The sequence below is a fragment of the Stenotrophomonas sp. 05L413 genome (assembly GCF_056397945.1).
The window spans coordinates 268,803-287,174 of record NZ_JBFTOL010000006.1 but is presented as its reverse complement, the minus strand read 5'-3'; the positions used below and the strand labels follow the sequence as shown (position 1 = coordinate 287,174).

Sequence of the window (18,372 nt, the reverse complement as noted above, 5' to 3'; positions counted from 1 at the left end):
CAAAGGCTGATGCCGTCAGGGAAGAAACCGCCACGCGCGATGCGCGCGTGGTTGCTGCTGTGCGTGTTCCTCATCACCCCGTTCGCGCATGCGGCCGACAAGGTACAGCAGGCGTACTGGGCTGGCTTCGCCTATACCGGCGAGCAGGCTGCCCGCAGCGAGGTTGCGCCGCATAGCACCCGGGTCATCGACCGGCGCGGTGCGGAGGCCTTGAACCAACAGCTTGCCGGTGCCCTGCGCCGCCAGCCGCCGAGTCACCTGCAGCTGATCAGCGACCAGCTTGCCAAGCTGGATGGCACCACCAGCGCCACCGTGCTCGCCGCGGCGCTGGACCGTGAACTGGTCTCGGTCGAGCCGATCGGCGAGCAGTACAAGGTGCTGGTGGAGGTGGCACTGCAGGCGCTGTTCTTCGATTTCCGCGAGCGCCAGGTCATCGCCTCCTACCCGGTGACGCTGCAGCGTATCGACCTGCAGGACGACCGCCCGTCCGAAGGGGATATCGACGCGATCATCGCCGATCTGCTCTATGGCACTGCTGCCACCGCACTGCCGCAGGTACTCGCACAGACCCTGGCCAACGCGCAGCTTCCCAACGCCTCGATGCGGCGGCTGCAGGTGGGTGGGGTGACGTTGTCCGATGCGGCCCGGGTCAAGCTGCCCGACCCTGCGATGGAAGGCACCCTGCGCGCCACGCTGGCCCATGAGCTGTCCAAGACGCTGTCGTCCAACACCGGTATCGGCCTGTTGCCACCGGCCACCGGGGAAGCGATCGGCGGTGCGATGGCCGCGCGCTTTGCCGACGGAAAGGTGTATCAGCTCAAGATTCCCGAACCCGATTACGTGGTCACGCTGACGCTCGACGCAATGAAGAGCGGCGTCGTCAATGAAACCGCGGCCATGAAGACGATGCTGTTCGGCGCGTTCTTCCAGGTAAAGGTGACCGAGCCCTTCTCCGGCAAGGTGTATTTCGACCAGCCCCTGCGCAAGGGTGCCACCAAGGTGGTGCCGGTCACGCAGTGGCGGGTGGACCAGTGGTCGGCCAACTACGAAACCGTGTTGGCCGGCTTTGATGCGTTCGCTGGCGCTGCTGCCAAACGGGCGGATTCGCGCGCCTGGCTGGATGAGCAGAAGCCGGGCGGACGCCCCCTGCAACAACAGATCCAGGCCCTCCAGGAGTTGATCAAGTCATGTCGTTGATTCGTGCTGTACTGCTGATTCTCATTGCATTGATGGTCACCGCGCCGGTCGCGGCGCAGACCGCCAGTTCCCGCGGCATGGGCTCGGCCAGCTATGGTCTGCGCCTGAGCGCCGATACCCGTGCCCAGGCCCTGAACAAAGCCAAGGTCAACGCACTGGAAGCCTATATCGCCGAATCGGGCGCGGCCAAGCTGCGCCTGTTCGAGTCGCGCCGTCCGGAGTTCATCGGCGAGATCGACCGCTTCGTGCTCTCCACCGTGACCCTGTCGGAGAACGAGGACAAGAAGGCCAAGACCTACACGATCAGCGTTCGCGCCGAGATCAACACCACGCTGCTGCAGACCAAGCTGGATGCCGGCTCGGCCGTGGCCGGCGCACGCAGCAACGAACGCTCGCTGCTGACCTTCCTGTTCATGGCGCGCTCGCAGGACACCGTGCAGTCGTTCCAGGACAAGGAATACCGCCGCGTTGACGCCAGCCGCAGCTATGACGAAAAAACCCGCGAAGGCGACTCCTTCCGTGGCAACTCGGTCAGCACCAACGGCAGCGTCAACCAGAACGCGTCGGTGTCGGTGACCAGCGGCGGCAGCACCACTGCGCGCAGCGACACCATCAGCTGGAAGGTGGCCAACGCCGCCGAGGTCAACACCGCGATGACCGGTGCCTTCAGCAGCGCCGGCTATGAAGTGGTTGAAGCGGAGTACGTCGAAGGCGAAAGCGGCGGCCTGCTCAGCATCGATCGCATCCGCAAGGATTTCAGCACCGGCAACGACCTGTCTGCCGCCACCCTGCGTGATACCGCCAACGGCATCCGCGCCGCGAACATTCCGTACATCGCGGTCGGCACCCTGGATATCGGCATGCGTGACCGCGATCCGGCCTCGGGCAATACCCGCGTGTACGTCACGGTGACCGGCAAAGTGCTGGACGTGACCGGCCGCTTCCCGCGCACCGTCTCTTCGGTCGGCCCGGTGCAGTACGCCGGCCTGGGCCCGAACGAAACCGTCGCCCGTACCAATGCGTTGCGCGAGGCTGCCGAACAGGCCGCCCAGCAGATGATCAACGAGCTGAACGTCAAAGCCGTTCGTTGACGCCGTGCGGCGAACATCGGTGCGCCGCACGCCCCATTGCCTCCAGATCGTTTTTTTCGCCCGTGCCTGCACGGGCGTTCTTCCCTCACACAGGACCCATCCCATGATCCGTACTACCGTCATCGCACTCGCCGTCGCTGCCTCCTTCGCCGCGCCCGCGCATGCTCAGTTGAGCAAGCTCAAGGGTCTGGTCGGCGGCGCGACCGCCACCGAAGCCAGCGCCGCCGGCGCCCCGGACGAAGCCGCGCAGGATGCACTGGTGCGCCGTTTTGTCGCGTCGCAGTCGCATTCGCTGGCCGCGCAGACCTCCTTCGCCAAGGCCTTCGGTCTGGCCGAGCAGGTGCAGCTGCTGGAAGCCGAGCGTCAGGCGCTGTCGTCCGGTGCGGTGGACGTGAGCAAAATGAAGAAGTCCGTGTCCGTCAGCGAAGCCGCCCAAGCGGCGATCGATGAGCGCGTTGCCGCGCAGCCGGAACTCAGCGCCGAATCCAAGCAGTACTACACCGAAGGCCTGGTCTCGCTGATCGCCTCGGCGGCTGAAGGCCAGAAGCTGAGTGGCGAAGCCAGCAACTTCGCCGGTGGCATGAAGAACCTCGGCGCGGCGCAGATGGCCACGCTGGGCCGCAAGCTGGTCGCCGGTGCGTGGGTCGCCAAGGAATCCCCGGGCTACCTCAAGGGCCTGTACGACACCTCCAAGTCGGCGATGACGTTCGCCCGCGCCAGCAAGATCAAGGTGCCGGGCAATGCAGATGCGATGCTCGACGGCCTGAACTGATCCGGGACGGCCACGCATGCAGATTTCTACCCGACTGCTGAGCCTGGCCATCGCCGCTACCCTGCTTGCCGCGTGCGGCAAGCAGGAGGCGCCGGTGGACGAGGTTGCCAGCAAGACTGAATCCAAGGTGCTTTCGGCTGCGAATGCCGACACCGGGCCGTTGCGCGGTACGCCTGATTTCGGCGGCACCACCCAAGTCGCGCGGGAAGCCGACGGTATCGGCAGCACGCCGGAACTGGCTGTACTGGCTGCGCTGCAGTCGGCCGTGGCGCAGGTCAACGGCGTCCGTGTCGCCAGCCAGATGCAGACGCTCCGCGCCGGTCTGGATGTCGATGTCGACGGTCACCACGTCGGCAGCCTCCAGGCCAATGCCTTCGCCCAGCAGGCGATCGCGGCGTCGCAGGGAGCCGTGCTGGGCTACGAGATCCTCTCGCAGGAGGAAATCCGTCAGATTGATGAGGAAGTGATTGAACGCGTGCGGGCCAGCGATGCCGGCTTCACGTACGCCGCCTCGGCGTCGGCCAGTGGCTCGGCACAGGCGCAGGCCGACGCGAGCGGACAAGGCGGTTCGGCTTCGGCCAGCGTCAAGCAAAGCTACAAGGAAAGCGCGAAGGTCGATGCCAAGCGGGGGGCGAGTTCGTACGAGTCCGACGTCAGCCATCGCACCATGCGCAGCTACTGGAAGGTCCGCATCCGTGCCGACATCGCCAAGTACCGCGCACCGGACGAGCAGGGCCGGCCGAAGATCGTCGTCGCCCTGCCGCACGTCCGGTCGGGTAGCTATGCCGTCGGCGATGGCCGGGTAAGCAGCGAAGAGGTGGCGCGTGCCATCCGTGCACGCCTGTCCGACACGCTGACCCAGACCAAGCGTTTCATCGTGCTCGATCGTGAGTTCGGCGATGAAATGCAGGCCGAGATCGATCACATCAACAGCGGCAACGTGCGCCTGCAGGACACCGCACGCCTGGGCCAGCAGCTGGCGACGGATCTGATCCTGATTCCGAGCATCGAGCGTTTCGAGTACCCGCGCAGCGTGCGTCAGCTGCGCATGTCCGATCGCCAGGTGAGCTCGTACTCCGGCGGCGGTCGCATCACGTTGCGGCTGATAAACGCGGCCACCGGTGAAGTGGTGATGTCCGACAGTTTCGACCACCAGTTGGCCTCGACCGGGCCGAGCACGCTGCCGCGTGTGGTGGACGGCAAAGGCATGGCCGCGACGATGATGGATTCGCTGTCCGGCCAGATCGGGACCGCGATCATCACCGAGATTTTCCCGGTCTCGGTCGTATCGTTGAGCGGTGACCAGGTGGTGCTGAGCCAGGGCGGCGACGCCCTGCAGGTCGGCCAGCGCTGGCAGGCGGTGATGCTGGGCGAGGCCCTGAAGGACCCGCAGACCGGCCGCTCGCTGGGGCGCAATGAGACCCCGTGCTGCACGATCCGCATTGATCGCGTGGCCGCGCAGACCTCGTACGGGACGCTGGAAGAAGGTGCGGATCTCGGCGGCGCAGGCTTCCGCCCGGGTGCCATTGAACTGCGCAAGCAATTGGGTGCGGTGAAGCCGGCCACGACCGCTGCGGCGCCGTCGGGTAGCGGCAAGGCACCAGTCCGTGCCGCCAAGCCTGCCGCGGCGGCCAAGCCGGCAGAAGATCCGAACTGGTAAACGATGGCGCCGGGCCTTGGCCCGGCGCCTGTCCAGCTGCGGCATCGCCTACACTCGGGGTCCAGGTTTGGTCCCGTTGTGGAGAGAGCGATGAAGCGAGTAGTACTGAGCGTGCTGGCCCTGTCGGTGTCTGGCGCCCTGATGGCGGCGACGCCCAAATTCGACGGCGCGCGGATCTCCGCCGACGTCAAGGAGCTGGCCTCCGATGCCTACGAAGGCCGCTCGCCGGCCACGGCCGGTGAAGAAAAGACCATCGCCTTCCTGAGCAAGCAGTTCGCCGCGGCCGGCCTGCAGCCGGGCGGCGACCTCAAGGACGGCAAGCGCCTGTGGACACAGGCCGTGCCGCTGCTCAAAGGCGATATCGTCGGCACCCCGAGCCTGTCGCTGAGCAGCAAGGGCACGCCGCAGACGCTGAGCCAGGGCAAGGAAATCGCCGTGCGTGCCGCCATGAACGGTGCCAGCGAGGTGGACATCAAGAACGCGCCGCTGGTCTTCCTGGGCTACGGCGTCAAAGCCGGCGAGCGCAACTGGGACGACTTCAAGGGCGTGGACCTGAAGGGCAAGATCGCGGTCGTGCTGATCAACGATCCGGACTTCGAAACCGGCCAGGGCGATTTCGACGGCAAGGGCATGACCTACTACGGCCGTTGGACCTACAAGTACGAAGAAGGCGCGCGCCAGGGCGCCCTGGGTGTGCTGATCGTGCACGAGACCGCACCGGCCTCGTATGGCTGGGCCACCGTGGCCGGCTCCAACACCAACACCATGTTCGACGTGGTCCGCGACAACCCGGCCGAAGCGCATCCGCTGCTGGAAGGCTGGATCCAGCGCGATCTGGCGGTGGAACTGTTCAAGCGCTCGGGCCTGGATTTCGAGGCGCTGAAGAAGCAGGCGCAGACCCGCGACTTCAAGCCGGTCGAGCTGAAGGGCGAGACCTTCTCGGCCAAGTACGCGGTCAAGACCGAGGTGATCACCTCGCACAACGTGGCCGCGCGCCTGGAAGGCAGCAAGCATCCCGACGAGACCGTGATCTACAGCGCGCACTGGGATCACATCGGCGTGGGCAAGCCCGACGCCAACGGCGACACCATCTTCAACGGTGCGCTGGACAACGCCAGCGGCACCGCCTCGCTGGTCGAGCTGGCGCGCGGCTTCGCCAAGGCCAAGCGTCCGGAGCGTTCGGTGCTGTTCCTGGCCGTCACCGCCGAGGAAAAGGGCCTGCTCGGCTCGGAGTACTACGCCAGCCACCCGCTGTATCCGCTCGGCAAGACCGTGGCGCTGATCAACATGGATGGCATGGCGCCCTTCAGCCCGTCGCGTGATTTCGGCATCTACGGCTCGGCCAAGCTGGAACTGCTGGACCAGCTCAAGGACGTCGCCAAGGGCTGGGACATCCGCTACACCCCCGATCCGAAGCCGGAAGCCGGCCTGTTCTTCCGCTCCGATCACTTCCCGTTCGCCAAGCGCGGCGTGCCGGCGGTGTCGTACTCGGCGGGCCAGGATTGGGTGGAAGGCGGCGTCGCCGCGGGCAAGGCGGCGTCGGATGACTACACCGCCAAGCGCTATCACCAGCAGGGTGACGAATGGCAGCCGGACTGGACCTTCGCCGGTGCCTCGCGCGATCTGGAAGTGCTGTACACGCTGGGCAACCAGCTGGCCAACTCGCGCGCCTGGCCGAACTGGAGCGAAGACTCCCAGTTCCGCGCCCCGCGTGACGCCAGCGCCGCCGAGCGGAAGTAGTGCCGGCCGCTGGCCGGCTCCTCGCTTGAATGATCGGAAATGTGGGAGCCGGCCGCTGGCCGGCCTCCCCAGCAGCACGGCCGGGAAACAACGCAGCCGACCAGCGGCCGGCACGACCACCGGCCACCGGCCGGCTTCAATCCCCCAAACGCCGCCTTCGTCGCATGCCGCTTGTTCCCCGTGGCGGCAGGGCTATGCTCGCCTCACTCCCTATGTGATGACGCCGCCGTGTTCGCCAGCCTCTCCCTGATCTTCCGCATTCTGTTGGCCTGGGCCGCCGCCATCGTGGTGGCGGGGTTTGTCTGGAGTGGCTTCTTCCATGGCATGGACGAAGGCCCCGGCTGGGTGTTCGGCTTGTTGGCCCTGTTCGTGATGGTGACGGCCCTGGGCAGCTGCATCGCCCATATTCGCCGGGTCCAGCATGCGGCCGGGCGCCTGGACGCGGCCACCCTGTCCAGCCGCCAGCGGCGCCAGATCGAGGTCCCAATGGATGCGGGCCCCGCCTTCGCCTTGGTCGAAGCCGCCATCGCCGAGCTGCCGCGGGTGGAAGACATCGAAAGCGCTCCGGGCAGCCTGCAGGTCCGTGCCTACGTACGCCGCGTGGATCCCTACAACGGCCGCCCACCGTCACGCTGGAACCTGCCTGCGCGGCTGGCGATCAAGCGCAACAGCGTGCTCGCCACGGTCACGCCGGGGCAGGGCACCAGCAGCGTGACGCTGCTGTTCGAGCCCGATGCCGGGGTCTGGGCCGATCTGCTCGCCGTCGACGAAGGCAGCAACCATGAGAACGCCGAAGCGGTCGGCCGTGCGATCACCCGTCGGGTGGCCGAGCAGCGCCGCGATGAGCAGGCCGCCGCCGAGCAGACAGCGACCGAGAAGGAACTCTCGGTGGCCAAACTCAACCTGCTGCATGCCCAGGTCGAGCCGCACTTCCTCTACAACACCCTGGCCAACGCGCAGGTGCTGACTCGCACCGATCCACCGCGCGCGGATCAGATGCTCGGGCACCTGATCCAGTACCTGCGCAGTTCGCTGCCCAGCGTGGACGAATCGATGTCCACCCTGGGCGTGGAGCTGGAGCGCACCCAGGCCTACCTGGAAATCCTCAAGATCCGCATGGGTGCACGCCTGGCCCTGCAGGTGGATGTGCCGCCGGCGCTGACCAGCCTGCCGCTGCCGTCGATGGCGCTGCAGACCCTGGTGGAGAATGCGATCAAACACGGGCTGGAACCCAAGCCCGGTGGTGGCACGGTGTGGATCATCGCGCGCGCCTTCGAGGACCATGTCACCCTCACCGTGGCCGATGACGGTCTCGGCTTCGGGCAGGGCACCAGCGGTACCGGGATCGGCCTGAAGAACCTGCGCGAGCGCCTGCGCCTGACCTGCGGTGAGCGCGCCGGCGTGGCCATCGTGTCCAATTTCCCCAGCGGCGTGGCGGCAACGATCACCCTGCCGCGCGATGCCCGGGAGGCGATCCATGCAGCTTGATGCACTCATTGCCGAAGACGAAGACCTGCTGCGCCAGTCGCTGGTCGCCCAGCTGCAGCGGCTATGGCCCGAGCTGCGGCTGGTGGCCGAATGCGAGGATGGCGCCAGTGCGCTGGAGCGCTTGGCCGAGCTGAAGCCGGACCTGGCCCTGCTCGACATCCGCATGCCGGGCATCACCGGCATCGAGGTGGCCCGCGCGCTGCCCGAGATCAGCCCGCGCACCCAGGTGGTGTTCGTCACCGCTTACGACCAGTATGCGATCGATGCCTTCGAACAAGGCGCGATCGACTACCTGCTCAAGCCGGTCAGCGATGAGCGTCTGCTCGCCACGCGCGAGCGGATCCTGGCCCGCATGCAGCTGGGCCGACCGGACAGCGGGATGCTCGAGCAGCTGCTGCAGCGCCTCGGCAATCAGCCCGCCGCCGCCTCAAGCGCGCCGCCACTGGCCTGGATCACGGCCAGCAACGGACGCGACACGCAGCTGATCATGCTCGAAGACGTGATCTACTTCCGTGCCGACAGCAAATACACCACCGTGGTCACCGAGCAGGGCGAAAGCCTGCTGCGTACCTCACTGCGCGAACTGCTCGATGCGCTCGACCCACAACGGTTCCGCCAGATCCACCGCTCCACCATCGTCAACATGAAAGCCGTCGCCGCGGTCACCCGCGATGACACCGGCCGCGGCCAGCTGCGCTTGAAGCACCGCGCCGAAGTGCTCAATGTCAGCCAGCCCTTCATGAGTCTGTTCCGCGGGATGTAACGCGCCTTTTCTTTCGTCTGGAGCCTGCCATGCGTATCGCCGTTGTCGCCAGTCTCTGCGTACTGGTGCTGGCTGCCTGCCAGCAATCGAGCAACACCTCCGTCACCCGCATCCGCGCCAATGGCGTGGATACGCTGTACAGCAAGACCACGGTCGACAACGGGGTGGCCAACTTTGATTGCATCGCCAGCAGCAGCGGCCACTGCCATTACCTGGTGCTGGACGCGCGCTGCGGGAAGGACACCGACTGCCCCTATCCGCCGCTGCACCGGCTGTCGGTGGCGGTCGGCAAGACCGAGCAGATGGCCGGGCTGCCGGCCGGCTTCCGGCATTGCGTCAGCGCGGTCCAGAAAGAACAATGCCACCGTGAGTGATCACGGTGGCATCGTGGCTCCCCCCGCGTTTCAGTAGGGTCAGAACGCCGGTTGCAGATGCAGGTTGGTACCGTTGGGCTGCTCGCCGACGTGGTTGAGCTGGCCGACCAGTTCGGTGTGCTGCTTCATCCGGCCGATCTCACGCATGATGCGGATATCCTCGTGGCGCAGCTCGCGCTTGGCGCTCACGGCCTGCTTGTAGTCCAGCACTTCCGGGTAATGCTGGGCCATGTCCAGCGCTTCGGCCACGCACTCCACCGTATCGGCATCGGAGGTGATCCGGGCGCGGCTGTTGAAGGCCTTCATCCAGCGCTCGAAGCCGGCGGTGTGATCGAACATGTTGGCCATGAACCAGATCACGAACAGGATCGACACCCATGAGCCGAACACGATCACCACGCGGGTGAAGGTGATATGGAAGTCATCCTTCCACAGGTAGTTGCTGATCAGGCCCAGGATCAGCAGCGAGGACGCCTGCCACCCGACGATCGAGGCCATCAGCCATTGGCCCTTGGCCTTGGCGAGCACCGCGACTTCTTCGCGGATCTGCTGTTCACTCTTGTTACGCCAATGCGCGACCTGTTTTTCGAACGGGCTGCTGTACAGCTCGTTGTCCTGCAACAGCAAACCCAAACCTTTGAACAAAGCGATCATGACGAGCTCCTTCTGGAACGTGCGGCAGCGCATTGGACGACGTTGTGGCACGTCCAGTTCTAGCACTTTCACGGCGCTTGGCAATGGGCAAAGCGCAAAGATCCGGCGTCATTCCTGCCTGAATGGGCAAACTCGCAGCGGATTTGCGCACTGCGGCACGTAAATCACCGGGTAAATAGGCCGCGGACGCCGGTTCTCATGCTGCAGTTGCACAATGCGCAGGCCCAGCGCCACCGTGCCCTCGCCAGCCCCGGCGGTATCACGCAGAATTGACGCATCCGCGCGAAACGCCGGTCCGCTCCGCCCTCGGTACTGTTGATGTCTTCCCTGCTGCGTTCGCTTGCCCGCCCTGCCACCGCCCCGATCCGCCGCTGGGTGCTGGGCGCCTTCCCCCGCGGCCAGAGCGGGATCGATTACGACCATCCGCTGGGCGATCCCGGCTGGTTCGGCCCGGACAGCATCACCTGGCGCGTGCACTCCGAGTTTCCCGGCATGCTCGCCGGCGGCCTGTGTGCCCTGATGCTGCAGACCCTGCATCCATTGGCACTGGCCGGGGTGTACGACCACTCGAACTTCCGCGATGACCTGGTGGGCCGCCTGCGCCGCACCACCGCGTTCGTCGCCGGCACCACGTACGCACCGAGCGCGGAAGTGGAGGCGCTGATCGCCAAGGTGACCCGCATCCATGCACAGGTACGCGGGCACACCGCCGACGGCCGCGCGTATTCCGCCGACGATCCGGCGCTGCTCACCTGGGTGCACGTCACCGAAGCCTACGGCTTCCTGCAGGGCTCCCGACGCTATTGCCGCGACGTGCCCACGGCGGTCGCCGACCGGTATTACCGCGAGTACAAGCGCGTTGCCGAGGCGCTCGGCGCGACCGATGTACCCGCCTCGGAAGCGGAGGTCGACGCGTACTTCGCGCGCCAGCAATCCGAGCTGGTGTTCGATGCCCGTTCGCAAGAAGTGCTGGCGGTGTTGTCCGGCATCCGCTTGCCGGTGCCGATGGCGGGGCTGTCGCGCGAGCTGTTCCTCGGTGCGGGCGCGGCGCTGTTGCCGGACTGGGCGACGTCGATGCTGCCACGCACGCCGATGCAGCGTGCGCAGTCGCGTGCCTCTGCGGTGATGTTGAGAGGCATGGCGCCTTTGTTCCGACGTGCCCTGCAGGATGGCCTGGCGACGCGCGCATGCACGCGTATGGATGTGCCGGCTGGCGTGCTTGCTGATTGGCCTTGAAGCGGTAGGTGCCGATCGTTGGTCGGTACTCGCGAGTGCCTGTGTCTGATGGTTAGGTCGGACACGTGCAGGCTTCCGGGACCCGCTGCAAGTCCCGCTCCGCGGCCCGGCCCAGCCGCTGGCGGCTGTGCGTTCAGTCGCATGCGAGGCAGTGCCTCGCAAGCAATGCGCCTTCACCCAAGTAAGCTCGAATGCCGCCATCCATGGCGGCAGACGGTCCCTCCAGCCTGCACGTGCCCGCCCCCCGACACTTGGCTGGTGGCCATGCTGAGATCAAAAGCCGGCAAGCGGAGCTGAGCGGCATCGCGGAATAGCAGCGCTGCAGAAGCGCGGAGCAGTAGGGCTAAGCAGCAGACTGAGTAGCAGTGCCAACCAGTGGATCAGAGTGGCGATGCTGGGCAGCTAAAGAGCTAAAGAGCTAAAGAGCTACACGGCTAACAGCTGAACAGCTGAACAGCTGAACAGCTGAACAGCTGAACAGCGAAGCAGCGAAGCAGCGAAGCAGCACAGAAGTGCGGAGGAGCAAAGCGGAGCAGCAAAGCAGAGCGGCAAAGCAGAGCGGCAAAGCAGAGCGGCAAAGCAGAGCGGCAAAGCAGCAGAGCACAGCAGCAGAGCACAGCAGCAAAGCGGCGCTGTGTCGCTCGACGAAGCCGAGCAGCAAAACTACAGAACGAATCTGGGTAGCAAAACAAACGTACTCACTGTCGCAGCTGCGGAGCCAGCGCCAGCTTTTCCCCGTGCGCACCAGCCCACTGTCAGAGGGTGGGCATGGGTGGGGTGGCGGGACCGTCTGCCGCCATGGATGGCGGCATACGAGCTTATTTGGGTGAAGGCGCATTGCTTGCGAGGCACTGCCTCGCATGCGACTGAACGCACAGCCGCCAGCGGCTGGGCCGGGCCGCGGAGCGGGACTTGCAGCGGGTCCCGACACCCCACCCATGCCCGCCCAGTTCAGAGAAGCCGCAAACCCCAGCCGTTGCTCTGCTCCAGCTCCGAAGCTCTGCAGCTCTGTAGCTCTGTAGCTCTACAGCAAAAAAAACGGGCGCCGAAGCGCCCGTTCTTTCATCTCAGCAAAGCGCGATGAAAAGCCTCACCACACCTTGACCCGCTTCTCCGGCGCCAGATACAGCTTCTGGCCTTCCTTCACCTCGAAGGCCGGATACCACGCATCCAGATTGCGCACCGTCAACGCACGGAACTGCCCCGGCGCATGCACATTCGTCAACAGCGAATTACGCAACGCCTGCTCGCGCGCCTTGCTGCGCCACGCCTGCGCAAAGCCCAGGAAGAACCGCTGATCCGGCGTAAAGCCCTCCAGCGTCTGGCCCGGCTTGCCCTGCAACGACAACTGATACGCGTCGTAGGCCGTCGACAGACCTGCCACGTCCGCAATGTTCTCGCCCAGCGTCAAACGACCATTCACCGACACCCCGGGGAACGGACTGTAGCTGCTGAACTGCGCCGCCAGCGCATCGCCGGCCGCGTTGAACTTCTTCAGATCTTCCGCCGTCCACCAGTTCTGCAGCTTGCCCGTCTCATCGAACAGCGCACCGGCGTTGTCGAAGCCGTGGCTGATCTCATGGCCGATCACCGCACCGATCGCACCGTAGTTCACCGCATCATCGGCCGCACCGTCGAAGAACGGCGGCTGCAGGATCGCGGCGGGGAACACCAGGCGGTTTTCCAGCGGCACGTTCATCGCATTGATGGTCTGCGGCAGCATCGCCCACTCGCTGTGGTCCACCGGCTTGCCCAGCTTGGCGATGTTGCGACGGTACTCGAACAGCTCTGCACGCTCGGCATTGCCCAGCGCGTCATCGCGCTTGATCTCCAGACCCGTGTAATCGCGCCACTTGTCCGGGTAGCCCATGCCCACCGTCAGGCCGTCGACCTTGGCCTTGGCACGCGCCTTGGTCTGCGGCGACATCCACGCCAGCGCATCGATGCGCTTGGCGAAGGCGGCAATGATGTTCTTGGCCATCTCGTCCGCACGGGCCTTGGTGGCCGGGTCGAAATGACGTTCGACGTACAGCTTGCCGATCGCTTCACCCACGGCATGGTTGCTGTCATCCACCGCACGCTTCCAGCGCTCGCTCTGCTGGGGGGTGCCGTTGAGCGTGGTGCCGTGGAAGGCGAAGCGCGCATCGGCGAACGACTTGGGCAGGTACGGGGCGGCGCGGTCCAAAGCATGGAAGGCGAGGTAGTCCTTCCAGACTTCCAGCGGCTCGGTCGCGACCAGGCGCGAAATGCCGGCCACGGCCTTGGGCTGCCACACGATGAAGTCCTGCTGGGCGTCCAGGCCGGCCGAGGCCAGGAAGGCGCTCCAGTCCATCCCCGGCGCCTTGGCGCTCAGGTCGGCCTGCTTCCAGGCGTTGGCGCCCTTGGCGACGTCGTTGGTGTCTTCCTGGGTGGCGTGGGCCTGGGCGATCTTGGTCTCCAGCGCGAGGATGCGCTGCGCCTTGGCCGCCGGATCGGCGACGCCGGCCAGCTGCAGCACCTGGGCGATATACGCCTGGTACTGCTTGCGGATCTCGGCCATGCGGCCGCCCTGCAGGTAGAAGTCGCGGTCCGGCAGGCCCAGGCCGCCCTGCACCAGGTAGGGCGCGGTGCGGTCCGGCTGCAGCAGATCCACCGAGACCCACACGCCGAACAGGCGGTCGGTGTAGAAGTTGGTGGCGTTGAGCAGGTCCACATCGGCGCGCAGGGTGCCGCCCAGCGCGGTGGCCAGCGCGGCCTTGTCGCCGATGCCCGCGATGGCGTCCAGCGCTGGCTTGACCGGGGCGGCACCGCGTGACTCGATGCCGGTCTCGTCCATGAAGGCGGCGTAGTAATCGCCGATCAGCTTGGTCTCGCCCTCGGCCGTGGTATCGGCCGCGGCGCCTTCGAGGATCGCGCGGGTGTCGGCCAGGGTCTTTTCGGAAATGACGTTGAAGCTGCCGTAGCTGGAACGGTCGGCCGGGATCTCGGTGTTCTTGACCCAGGTGCCGTTGGCGAAGCCGAAGAAGTCATCGCCGGCGGCGATGCTGCGGTCCATGCCGGCGGCGTCGAAGCCGAAACTGCCGAGCTGCGGCTTGGGCGCGGCCGGTTCGGCCGGAGCGGCGTCGGGCGCGGCCGCGGCCGGCGCAGTCGCCTGGCGGTCACAGGCGGCCAGGCTCAGCGACAGGCTGGCGGCAATGGCGAGCATCAGGGTGGGGCGGCGCAGCTTGGACATTGAGCTTCTCTGCAACGGAAACATCCAAGTCTAATCCTGTCCCGGGCGCACGGTTATGCCGGCTTCGGCGGCATCGGGTACCGGATCTGCCCGTCCCCGGATTCACCGAGGTGAACGGCCTATTGCGGTGCTTCCCGTCCTGCGCGTGCTCGTGCATGCTGGTACGGCACGGATTCCGCGCGCGCCCGTCGGCGCCCGCGTGACGATCATGGCGTCAAGAATCCCGGGCAGCGGCCGCTCAGGTTTGGGGAAACCAGGAAGCGTGTACAGATGAAGTCAGCCTGTCGTTCGGGAAAAGGGTTGCGATGCCCGCGTTGAACCGTGCCCTGGCGCGGCCACTGCGGACGTTCGTGTGGCTGGGGGTTTCCCTGGGCGCGCTGCTGGCTGCCGGGCTGGTGGCGACACTGGTCAATGATGGCCAGCGCCGACAGGAAGCCGCGCAGCGCCAGAGTTCGGCGCTGGCGACCGGCGCCCAGCGCCTGCTGCGGCTGGAGCTGCGCAATCTGGAGCGGGTGATGCAGGGCATTTCCCGGGATGGTGCGCTGCTGTTCCAGCGCGTGCCGGCGCAGGCTCCCGATCTGCTCGATGCCAGCATCGCCGGCGCCCTGCAGCGGCATGCAGAACTGCACAGCATCGTGGTGGTCGACCAGTACGGGCGCGCCCTGACCAGTGGCAGTGGCGACCTGCAGCTGCCGTTATGGGCGGTGGATGACAACCGCGGCCACGGCAGCCAGGTGTTCCTCGGCCCGCCCCAAGCGCTGGATGCCGCGCAGTGGATCCTGCCGCTGGCGCTGCCCATGGGCGGCGACCGCTGGCTGCTGGCGCGGCTGCGCACGGCCGAACTGCAGTCGATCATCGGCGGTATGGACACCGGCGATGCCGGCGTGATCTCCATCACCGACCCGCATGGCTATGTGCTGGCGCGCAGTCCGGACCCGGCCGGGGTGGTGGGGCGTCGTTTCGGCCTGGCCAAGCGCGAGCTGCTGCGCCGGGACGCGTTGACCCCACTGGGGACCGAGATCAGCGCGGTCGATGGCATCGAGCGGATTTCCAGCCTCAGCACGCTGGCGCAGTACCCGCTGGCGGTCTACGCCGGGTTGGGCCGGCGCGATGTGCTGGCAGCATGGTGGCCGTATGTGCAGGCCTCGATCGGCGTCTACCTGCTGTACTGGGCGCTGTTCGGCGCGGTGTATGTGAGCCTGCGCCGTGCCACCCGCGATCAGGACACGCTGAGCGAGGAGCTGCGCACCGGCCATGCCGAACTGCGCATGGCGCACCAGGTCGGCAAGGTCTGCACCTGGTACGTGGATGAGGATGCCTGCCTGCTGCGCTGGTCACCGCTGGCGCGCGAGATTTTCGGCATCGACATCGAGAGCCTGCCGGTCGCCGATTTCTTCGCACGCGTGCACCACGAAGATACCGTACGCATGCAGCAGGCCTTCGACGCCGCGTTTGCCGGCAGCGGCGTGCTCGATGAAATGTTCCGCCTGGTGTTGCCGGGGGGCGCGATCCGCTGGGTGTCCGCGCGTGGCCAGCGGGTGGCGGTGGTGGACCGTGAGCGCCGCATGATCGGTGCATTGACCGATGTCAGCGAGCGGGTCGATGCGCTGGCCCGGGTGCAGCAGGCCGAGCGGCAGTTCCGGCTGCTGTTCGACCGCAACCCGGCGCCGTTCTGGGTGTTCGATCCGGACACGCTGCGCTTCCTGGAAGTCAACGAAGCGGCGGTGCGCCAGTACGGCTACAGCCGCGATGAATTCCTGGCGATGAGCATCCTGGATATCCGCCCGCGCGAAGGCTGGGAGGAGATCCGCGGGGCGATTGCACAGGCCCGCATCGGCGACGTGCAGGATGCGCAGGTGCGCCTGCACCAGCGCAAGGACGGCACCGTGTTCGAGGTCCGCGCGCATCTGGCCCGGCTGGATTTCGACGGGCGCCAGGCCTGCCTGGTACTGGCCGAGGATGTCAGCGAGCGCCTGGCCTACGAGCGCGATCTGGCGTATCACGCCACCCACAACCCGGCGACCGGCCTGCTCAATACGCGTGCGCTGGCCGCGCAGCTGGACGAGGAGGGCGGGGCGTACACCATTGCCTACGTGCAGTTCCGTGGCCTGCAGCTGGTCGCCGATACGCTCGGCCGGGAGGTCGGCGACGTGGTGCTGCAGGCGATGGCCAAGCGCCTGGGCGGGCTCGGCGTGCGCTATGGGCTGCTGGCCTTCCAGCCGGCGGAGGATTTCATCTTCGCCATCCGCGACGACCATCAACGCCAGACTGCGCTGGATACGCTGGTGCAGACCGTCTCAGAGCCGGTGCGCGGGCAGGACTGGCTGCATCAGTTCGAGCCGCGCATTGGCGTGGCGGTCAAGGCCGACGCCGACATCAGCACCGCCGAGCAGGTGATCGGCATGGCCGCGCAGGCCGCGCATGCGGCGCGCGACGAAGGCAACGTGATCGCTTGGTATGACGCCACGGTGAGTTCGCGCTTGTCCGAACGCCTGCGCCTGGCCGGGCGCATCCACAGCGCGATCGACACCGAGTTCGAGCTGTATTACCAGCCGATCTGCCACGCAGGCGACAGCAGTCCAGCCGCGCTGGAAGCCCTGCTGCGCTGGCCGCAGGCCGACGGCAGTTTCATTCCACCGGGTGAGTTCATCCAGCTGTGCGAAGACACCGGCCTGATCCTGGCGCTGGGCCGCTGGGTGATCCGCGCCGCCGCGCAGGCACAGCGGCAACTGGTCGATGCCGGCTGGGACCTGCCGATCGCGGTGAATGTCTCGGCGGTGCAGTTCTTCAACAGCGACCTGGTGGCCGAGTTCACCCGCGCCAGCCAGGAATACGGGCTGGCCCGCGGTGCGCTGCAGGTCGAGCTGACCGAGAGCAGCCTGATGCGCAAACCCGGCCAGGCCAAGCAGACCATGCAGCGGCTGCACGAGCAGGGCATCTGCATCTCGCTGGACGACTTCGGTACCGGCTATTCCAATATGTCCTACCTGCAGCACCTGCCACTGGACATCCTCAAGATCGACCGCAGCTTCGTAGCCGACGTGGAAACCAATCCGCGTAATGCCTCGATCTGCCGTGCACTGCTGTCACTGGGGCACAGCATGGGCCTGACCATCATCGCCGAAGGCGTGGAGACCCCCGGGCAGCACCAGTGGCTGGCTGCGCACGGCTGTGACCAGGTGCAGGGCTATCTGCTCGGCCGCCCGATGCCGCTGGCCAACGTCATCGCGCAGTTGGAGGCGGTGGAGGCGTAGTGCGCCGGGCGCTGCCCGGCCGCCGCCACGCGTCATCCGCCCAGTGCTTCCACCAGGTAGTCGATGAAGCTGCGCACCTTCGGCGCCAGATGGCTGCGGCTGGTGTACACCGCATGGATGCCGATGCCCGGCACCGCCCACGCGGGCAGTACCCGTTCCAGTCGGCCATCGGCGATGGCCTCGGCGACCAGGAAGTCCGGCTGCACGATGATGCCCATCCCGGCGATCGCGGCCTCGCGCAGCACATCGCCGTTGTTGGCACGCACACCGCCACGTACCGGCACGGAGACCTCCCCGCGTGGCCCCTGCAGCTGCCACGCATCCCCGCCGCCCCAGTAGCTGTACTGCAGGCACTCGTGCGCGGCGAGATCTTCGGGTTGCTGCGGCCGGCCATGCGCATCCAGATATGCCGGCGCCGCGCACAGGCTGATCTGCGCGTCGGCCAGCTTGCGGGCGATCAGTGCCGGGCTGGGCTGGCGGGTGATGCGGATCGCCACGTCGTAGCCTTCTTCGACCATGTCCACCAGGCGGTCGGACAGCGACAGGTCCAGCTCCACCTGCGGGTAGCGCGCGCGGTAGCCGGCCAGCAGTGGGCCCAACCGGGCGATGCCATAGCTGACCGGCGCGTTGATGCGCAGCCGCCCCGAGGGCTCCAGGGCCTGCGAGCTGATGCCGGCCTCCAGCGCATCGAACTCGGCCAGCAGCCGCACGCACTCGGCGTAATAGGCCGCGCCCGTGCTCGTCGGGCTCACGCGGCGGGTCGTACGGTTGAGCAGCCGGGTCGAGAGGCGCTTTTCCAGCGCGGCGATCTGCCGGGTCACTCCCGCGGTGGACAGGTCCAGGGCCTGCGCGGCGGCACTGAAGCCGTTGCGCTCGACCACGGCGACAAACACACGCATGGCATCCAGAGTGTCCATTGTTTCTATTTCCGA

Annotated in this window: 13 protein-coding genes; 10 read left to right on the top strand and 3 right to left on the bottom strand. The window is 66.6% G+C overall.

Annotated features, from left to right (window positions below; genetic code table 11):
* Window positions 1–39: 39 nt before the first annotated feature.
* The 8 genes from AC1DIQ_RS15050 (at window position 40) to AC1DIQ_RS15015 (ending at window position 9,085) form a co-directional block, all read left to right on the top strand.
* Complete coding sequence (locus AC1DIQ_RS15050) at window positions 40–1,197, top strand: hypothetical protein (RefSeq protein ID WP_121042403.1); 1,158 nt, start codon at window positions 40–42, stop codon at window positions 1,195–1,197.
* Window positions 1,188–2,288, top strand: coding sequence for a hypothetical protein (locus AC1DIQ_RS15045; RefSeq protein ID WP_478050311.1), 1,101 nt, complete (start codon window positions 1,188–1,190; stop codon window positions 2,286–2,288). Before AC1DIQ_RS15050 ends, AC1DIQ_RS15045 begins: the two co-directional genes overlap by 10 nt.
* 103 nt (window positions 2,289–2,391) lie before the next feature.
* Window positions 2,392–3,060: a hypothetical protein gene (locus AC1DIQ_RS15040; RefSeq protein WP_121042407.1), complete on the top strand. Its 669-nt coding sequence runs from the start codon at window positions 2,392–2,394 to the stop codon at window positions 3,058–3,060.
* Between the two features lie 16 nt (window positions 3,061–3,076).
* Window positions 3,077–4,720, top strand: coding sequence for a CsgG/HfaB family protein (locus AC1DIQ_RS15035; protein ID WP_346467241.1), 1,644 nt, complete (start codon window positions 3,077–3,079; stop codon window positions 4,718–4,720).
* A 90-nt stretch (window positions 4,721–4,810) separates the two neighbouring features.
* Entirely contained in the window at window positions 4,811–6,460 is a 1,650-nt protein-coding gene (locus tag AC1DIQ_RS15030) for a M28 family metallopeptidase (RefSeq protein WP_152153011.1), read from the top strand.
* A 228-nt stretch (window positions 6,461–6,688) separates the two neighbouring features.
* On the top strand, window positions 6,689–7,948 hold the full coding sequence (locus AC1DIQ_RS15025; RefSeq protein ID WP_121042413.1) for a sensor histidine kinase: 1,260 nt from the start codon (window positions 6,689–6,691) through the stop codon (window positions 7,946–7,948).
* Entirely contained in the window at window positions 7,938–8,711 is a 774-nt protein-coding gene (locus AC1DIQ_RS15020) for a LytR/AlgR family response regulator transcription factor (RefSeq protein ID WP_121042416.1), read from the top strand. The genes AC1DIQ_RS15025 and AC1DIQ_RS15020 overlap by 11 nt, the downstream gene beginning before the upstream one ends.
* A gap of 29 nt (window positions 8,712–8,740) precedes the next feature.
* Complete coding sequence (locus AC1DIQ_RS15015) at window positions 8,741–9,085, top strand: hypothetical protein (protein ID WP_121042418.1); 345 nt, start codon at window positions 8,741–8,743, stop codon at window positions 9,083–9,085.
* Window positions 9,086–9,124: 39 nt separating this feature from the next.
* Here AC1DIQ_RS15015 and AC1DIQ_RS15010 read toward each other — a convergent pair whose 3' ends face one another.
* The gene (locus AC1DIQ_RS15010) at window positions 9,125–9,739 is read right to left on the bottom strand and encodes a hypothetical protein (protein WP_026070179.1); all 615 of its coding nucleotides are present in this window, start codon (window positions 9,737–9,739) and stop codon (window positions 9,125–9,127) included.
* Window positions 9,740–10,057: 318 nt separating this feature from the next.
* Between AC1DIQ_RS15010 and AC1DIQ_RS15005 the strand changes: the two genes are divergently transcribed.
* Window positions 10,058–10,975, top strand: a complete 918-nt coding sequence (locus AC1DIQ_RS15005) for an oxygenase MpaB family protein (RefSeq protein ID WP_478050310.1) — start codon at window positions 10,058–10,060, stop codon at window positions 10,973–10,975.
* Between the two features lie 1,090 nt (window positions 10,976–12,065).
* On the opposite strand, the gene AC1DIQ_RS15000 is transcribed toward AC1DIQ_RS15005, so the two are convergent.
* Window positions 12,066–14,186: a M13 family metallopeptidase gene (locus tag AC1DIQ_RS15000; protein ID WP_478050309.1), complete on the bottom strand. Its 2,121-nt coding sequence runs from the start codon at window positions 14,184–14,186 to the stop codon at window positions 12,066–12,068.
* Window positions 14,187–14,491: 305 nt separating this feature from the next.
* Here AC1DIQ_RS15000 and AC1DIQ_RS14995 point away from each other — a divergent pair, with 305 nt between their 5' ends.
* Window positions 14,492–17,440 (top strand): bifunctional diguanylate cyclase/phosphodiesterase, encoded by a 2,949-nt coding sequence (locus AC1DIQ_RS14995; RefSeq protein ID WP_478050308.1) that lies wholly within the window; start codon window positions 14,492–14,494, stop codon window positions 17,438–17,440.
* Window positions 17,441–17,472: 32 nt separating this feature from the next.
* On the opposite strand, the gene AC1DIQ_RS14990 is transcribed toward AC1DIQ_RS14995, so the two are convergent.
* Window positions 17,473–18,357 (bottom strand): LysR family transcriptional regulator, encoded by an 885-nt coding sequence (locus tag AC1DIQ_RS14990; RefSeq protein ID WP_478050307.1) that lies wholly within the window; start codon window positions 18,355–18,357, stop codon window positions 17,473–17,475.
* Window positions 18,358–18,372: the final 15 nt, after the last annotated feature.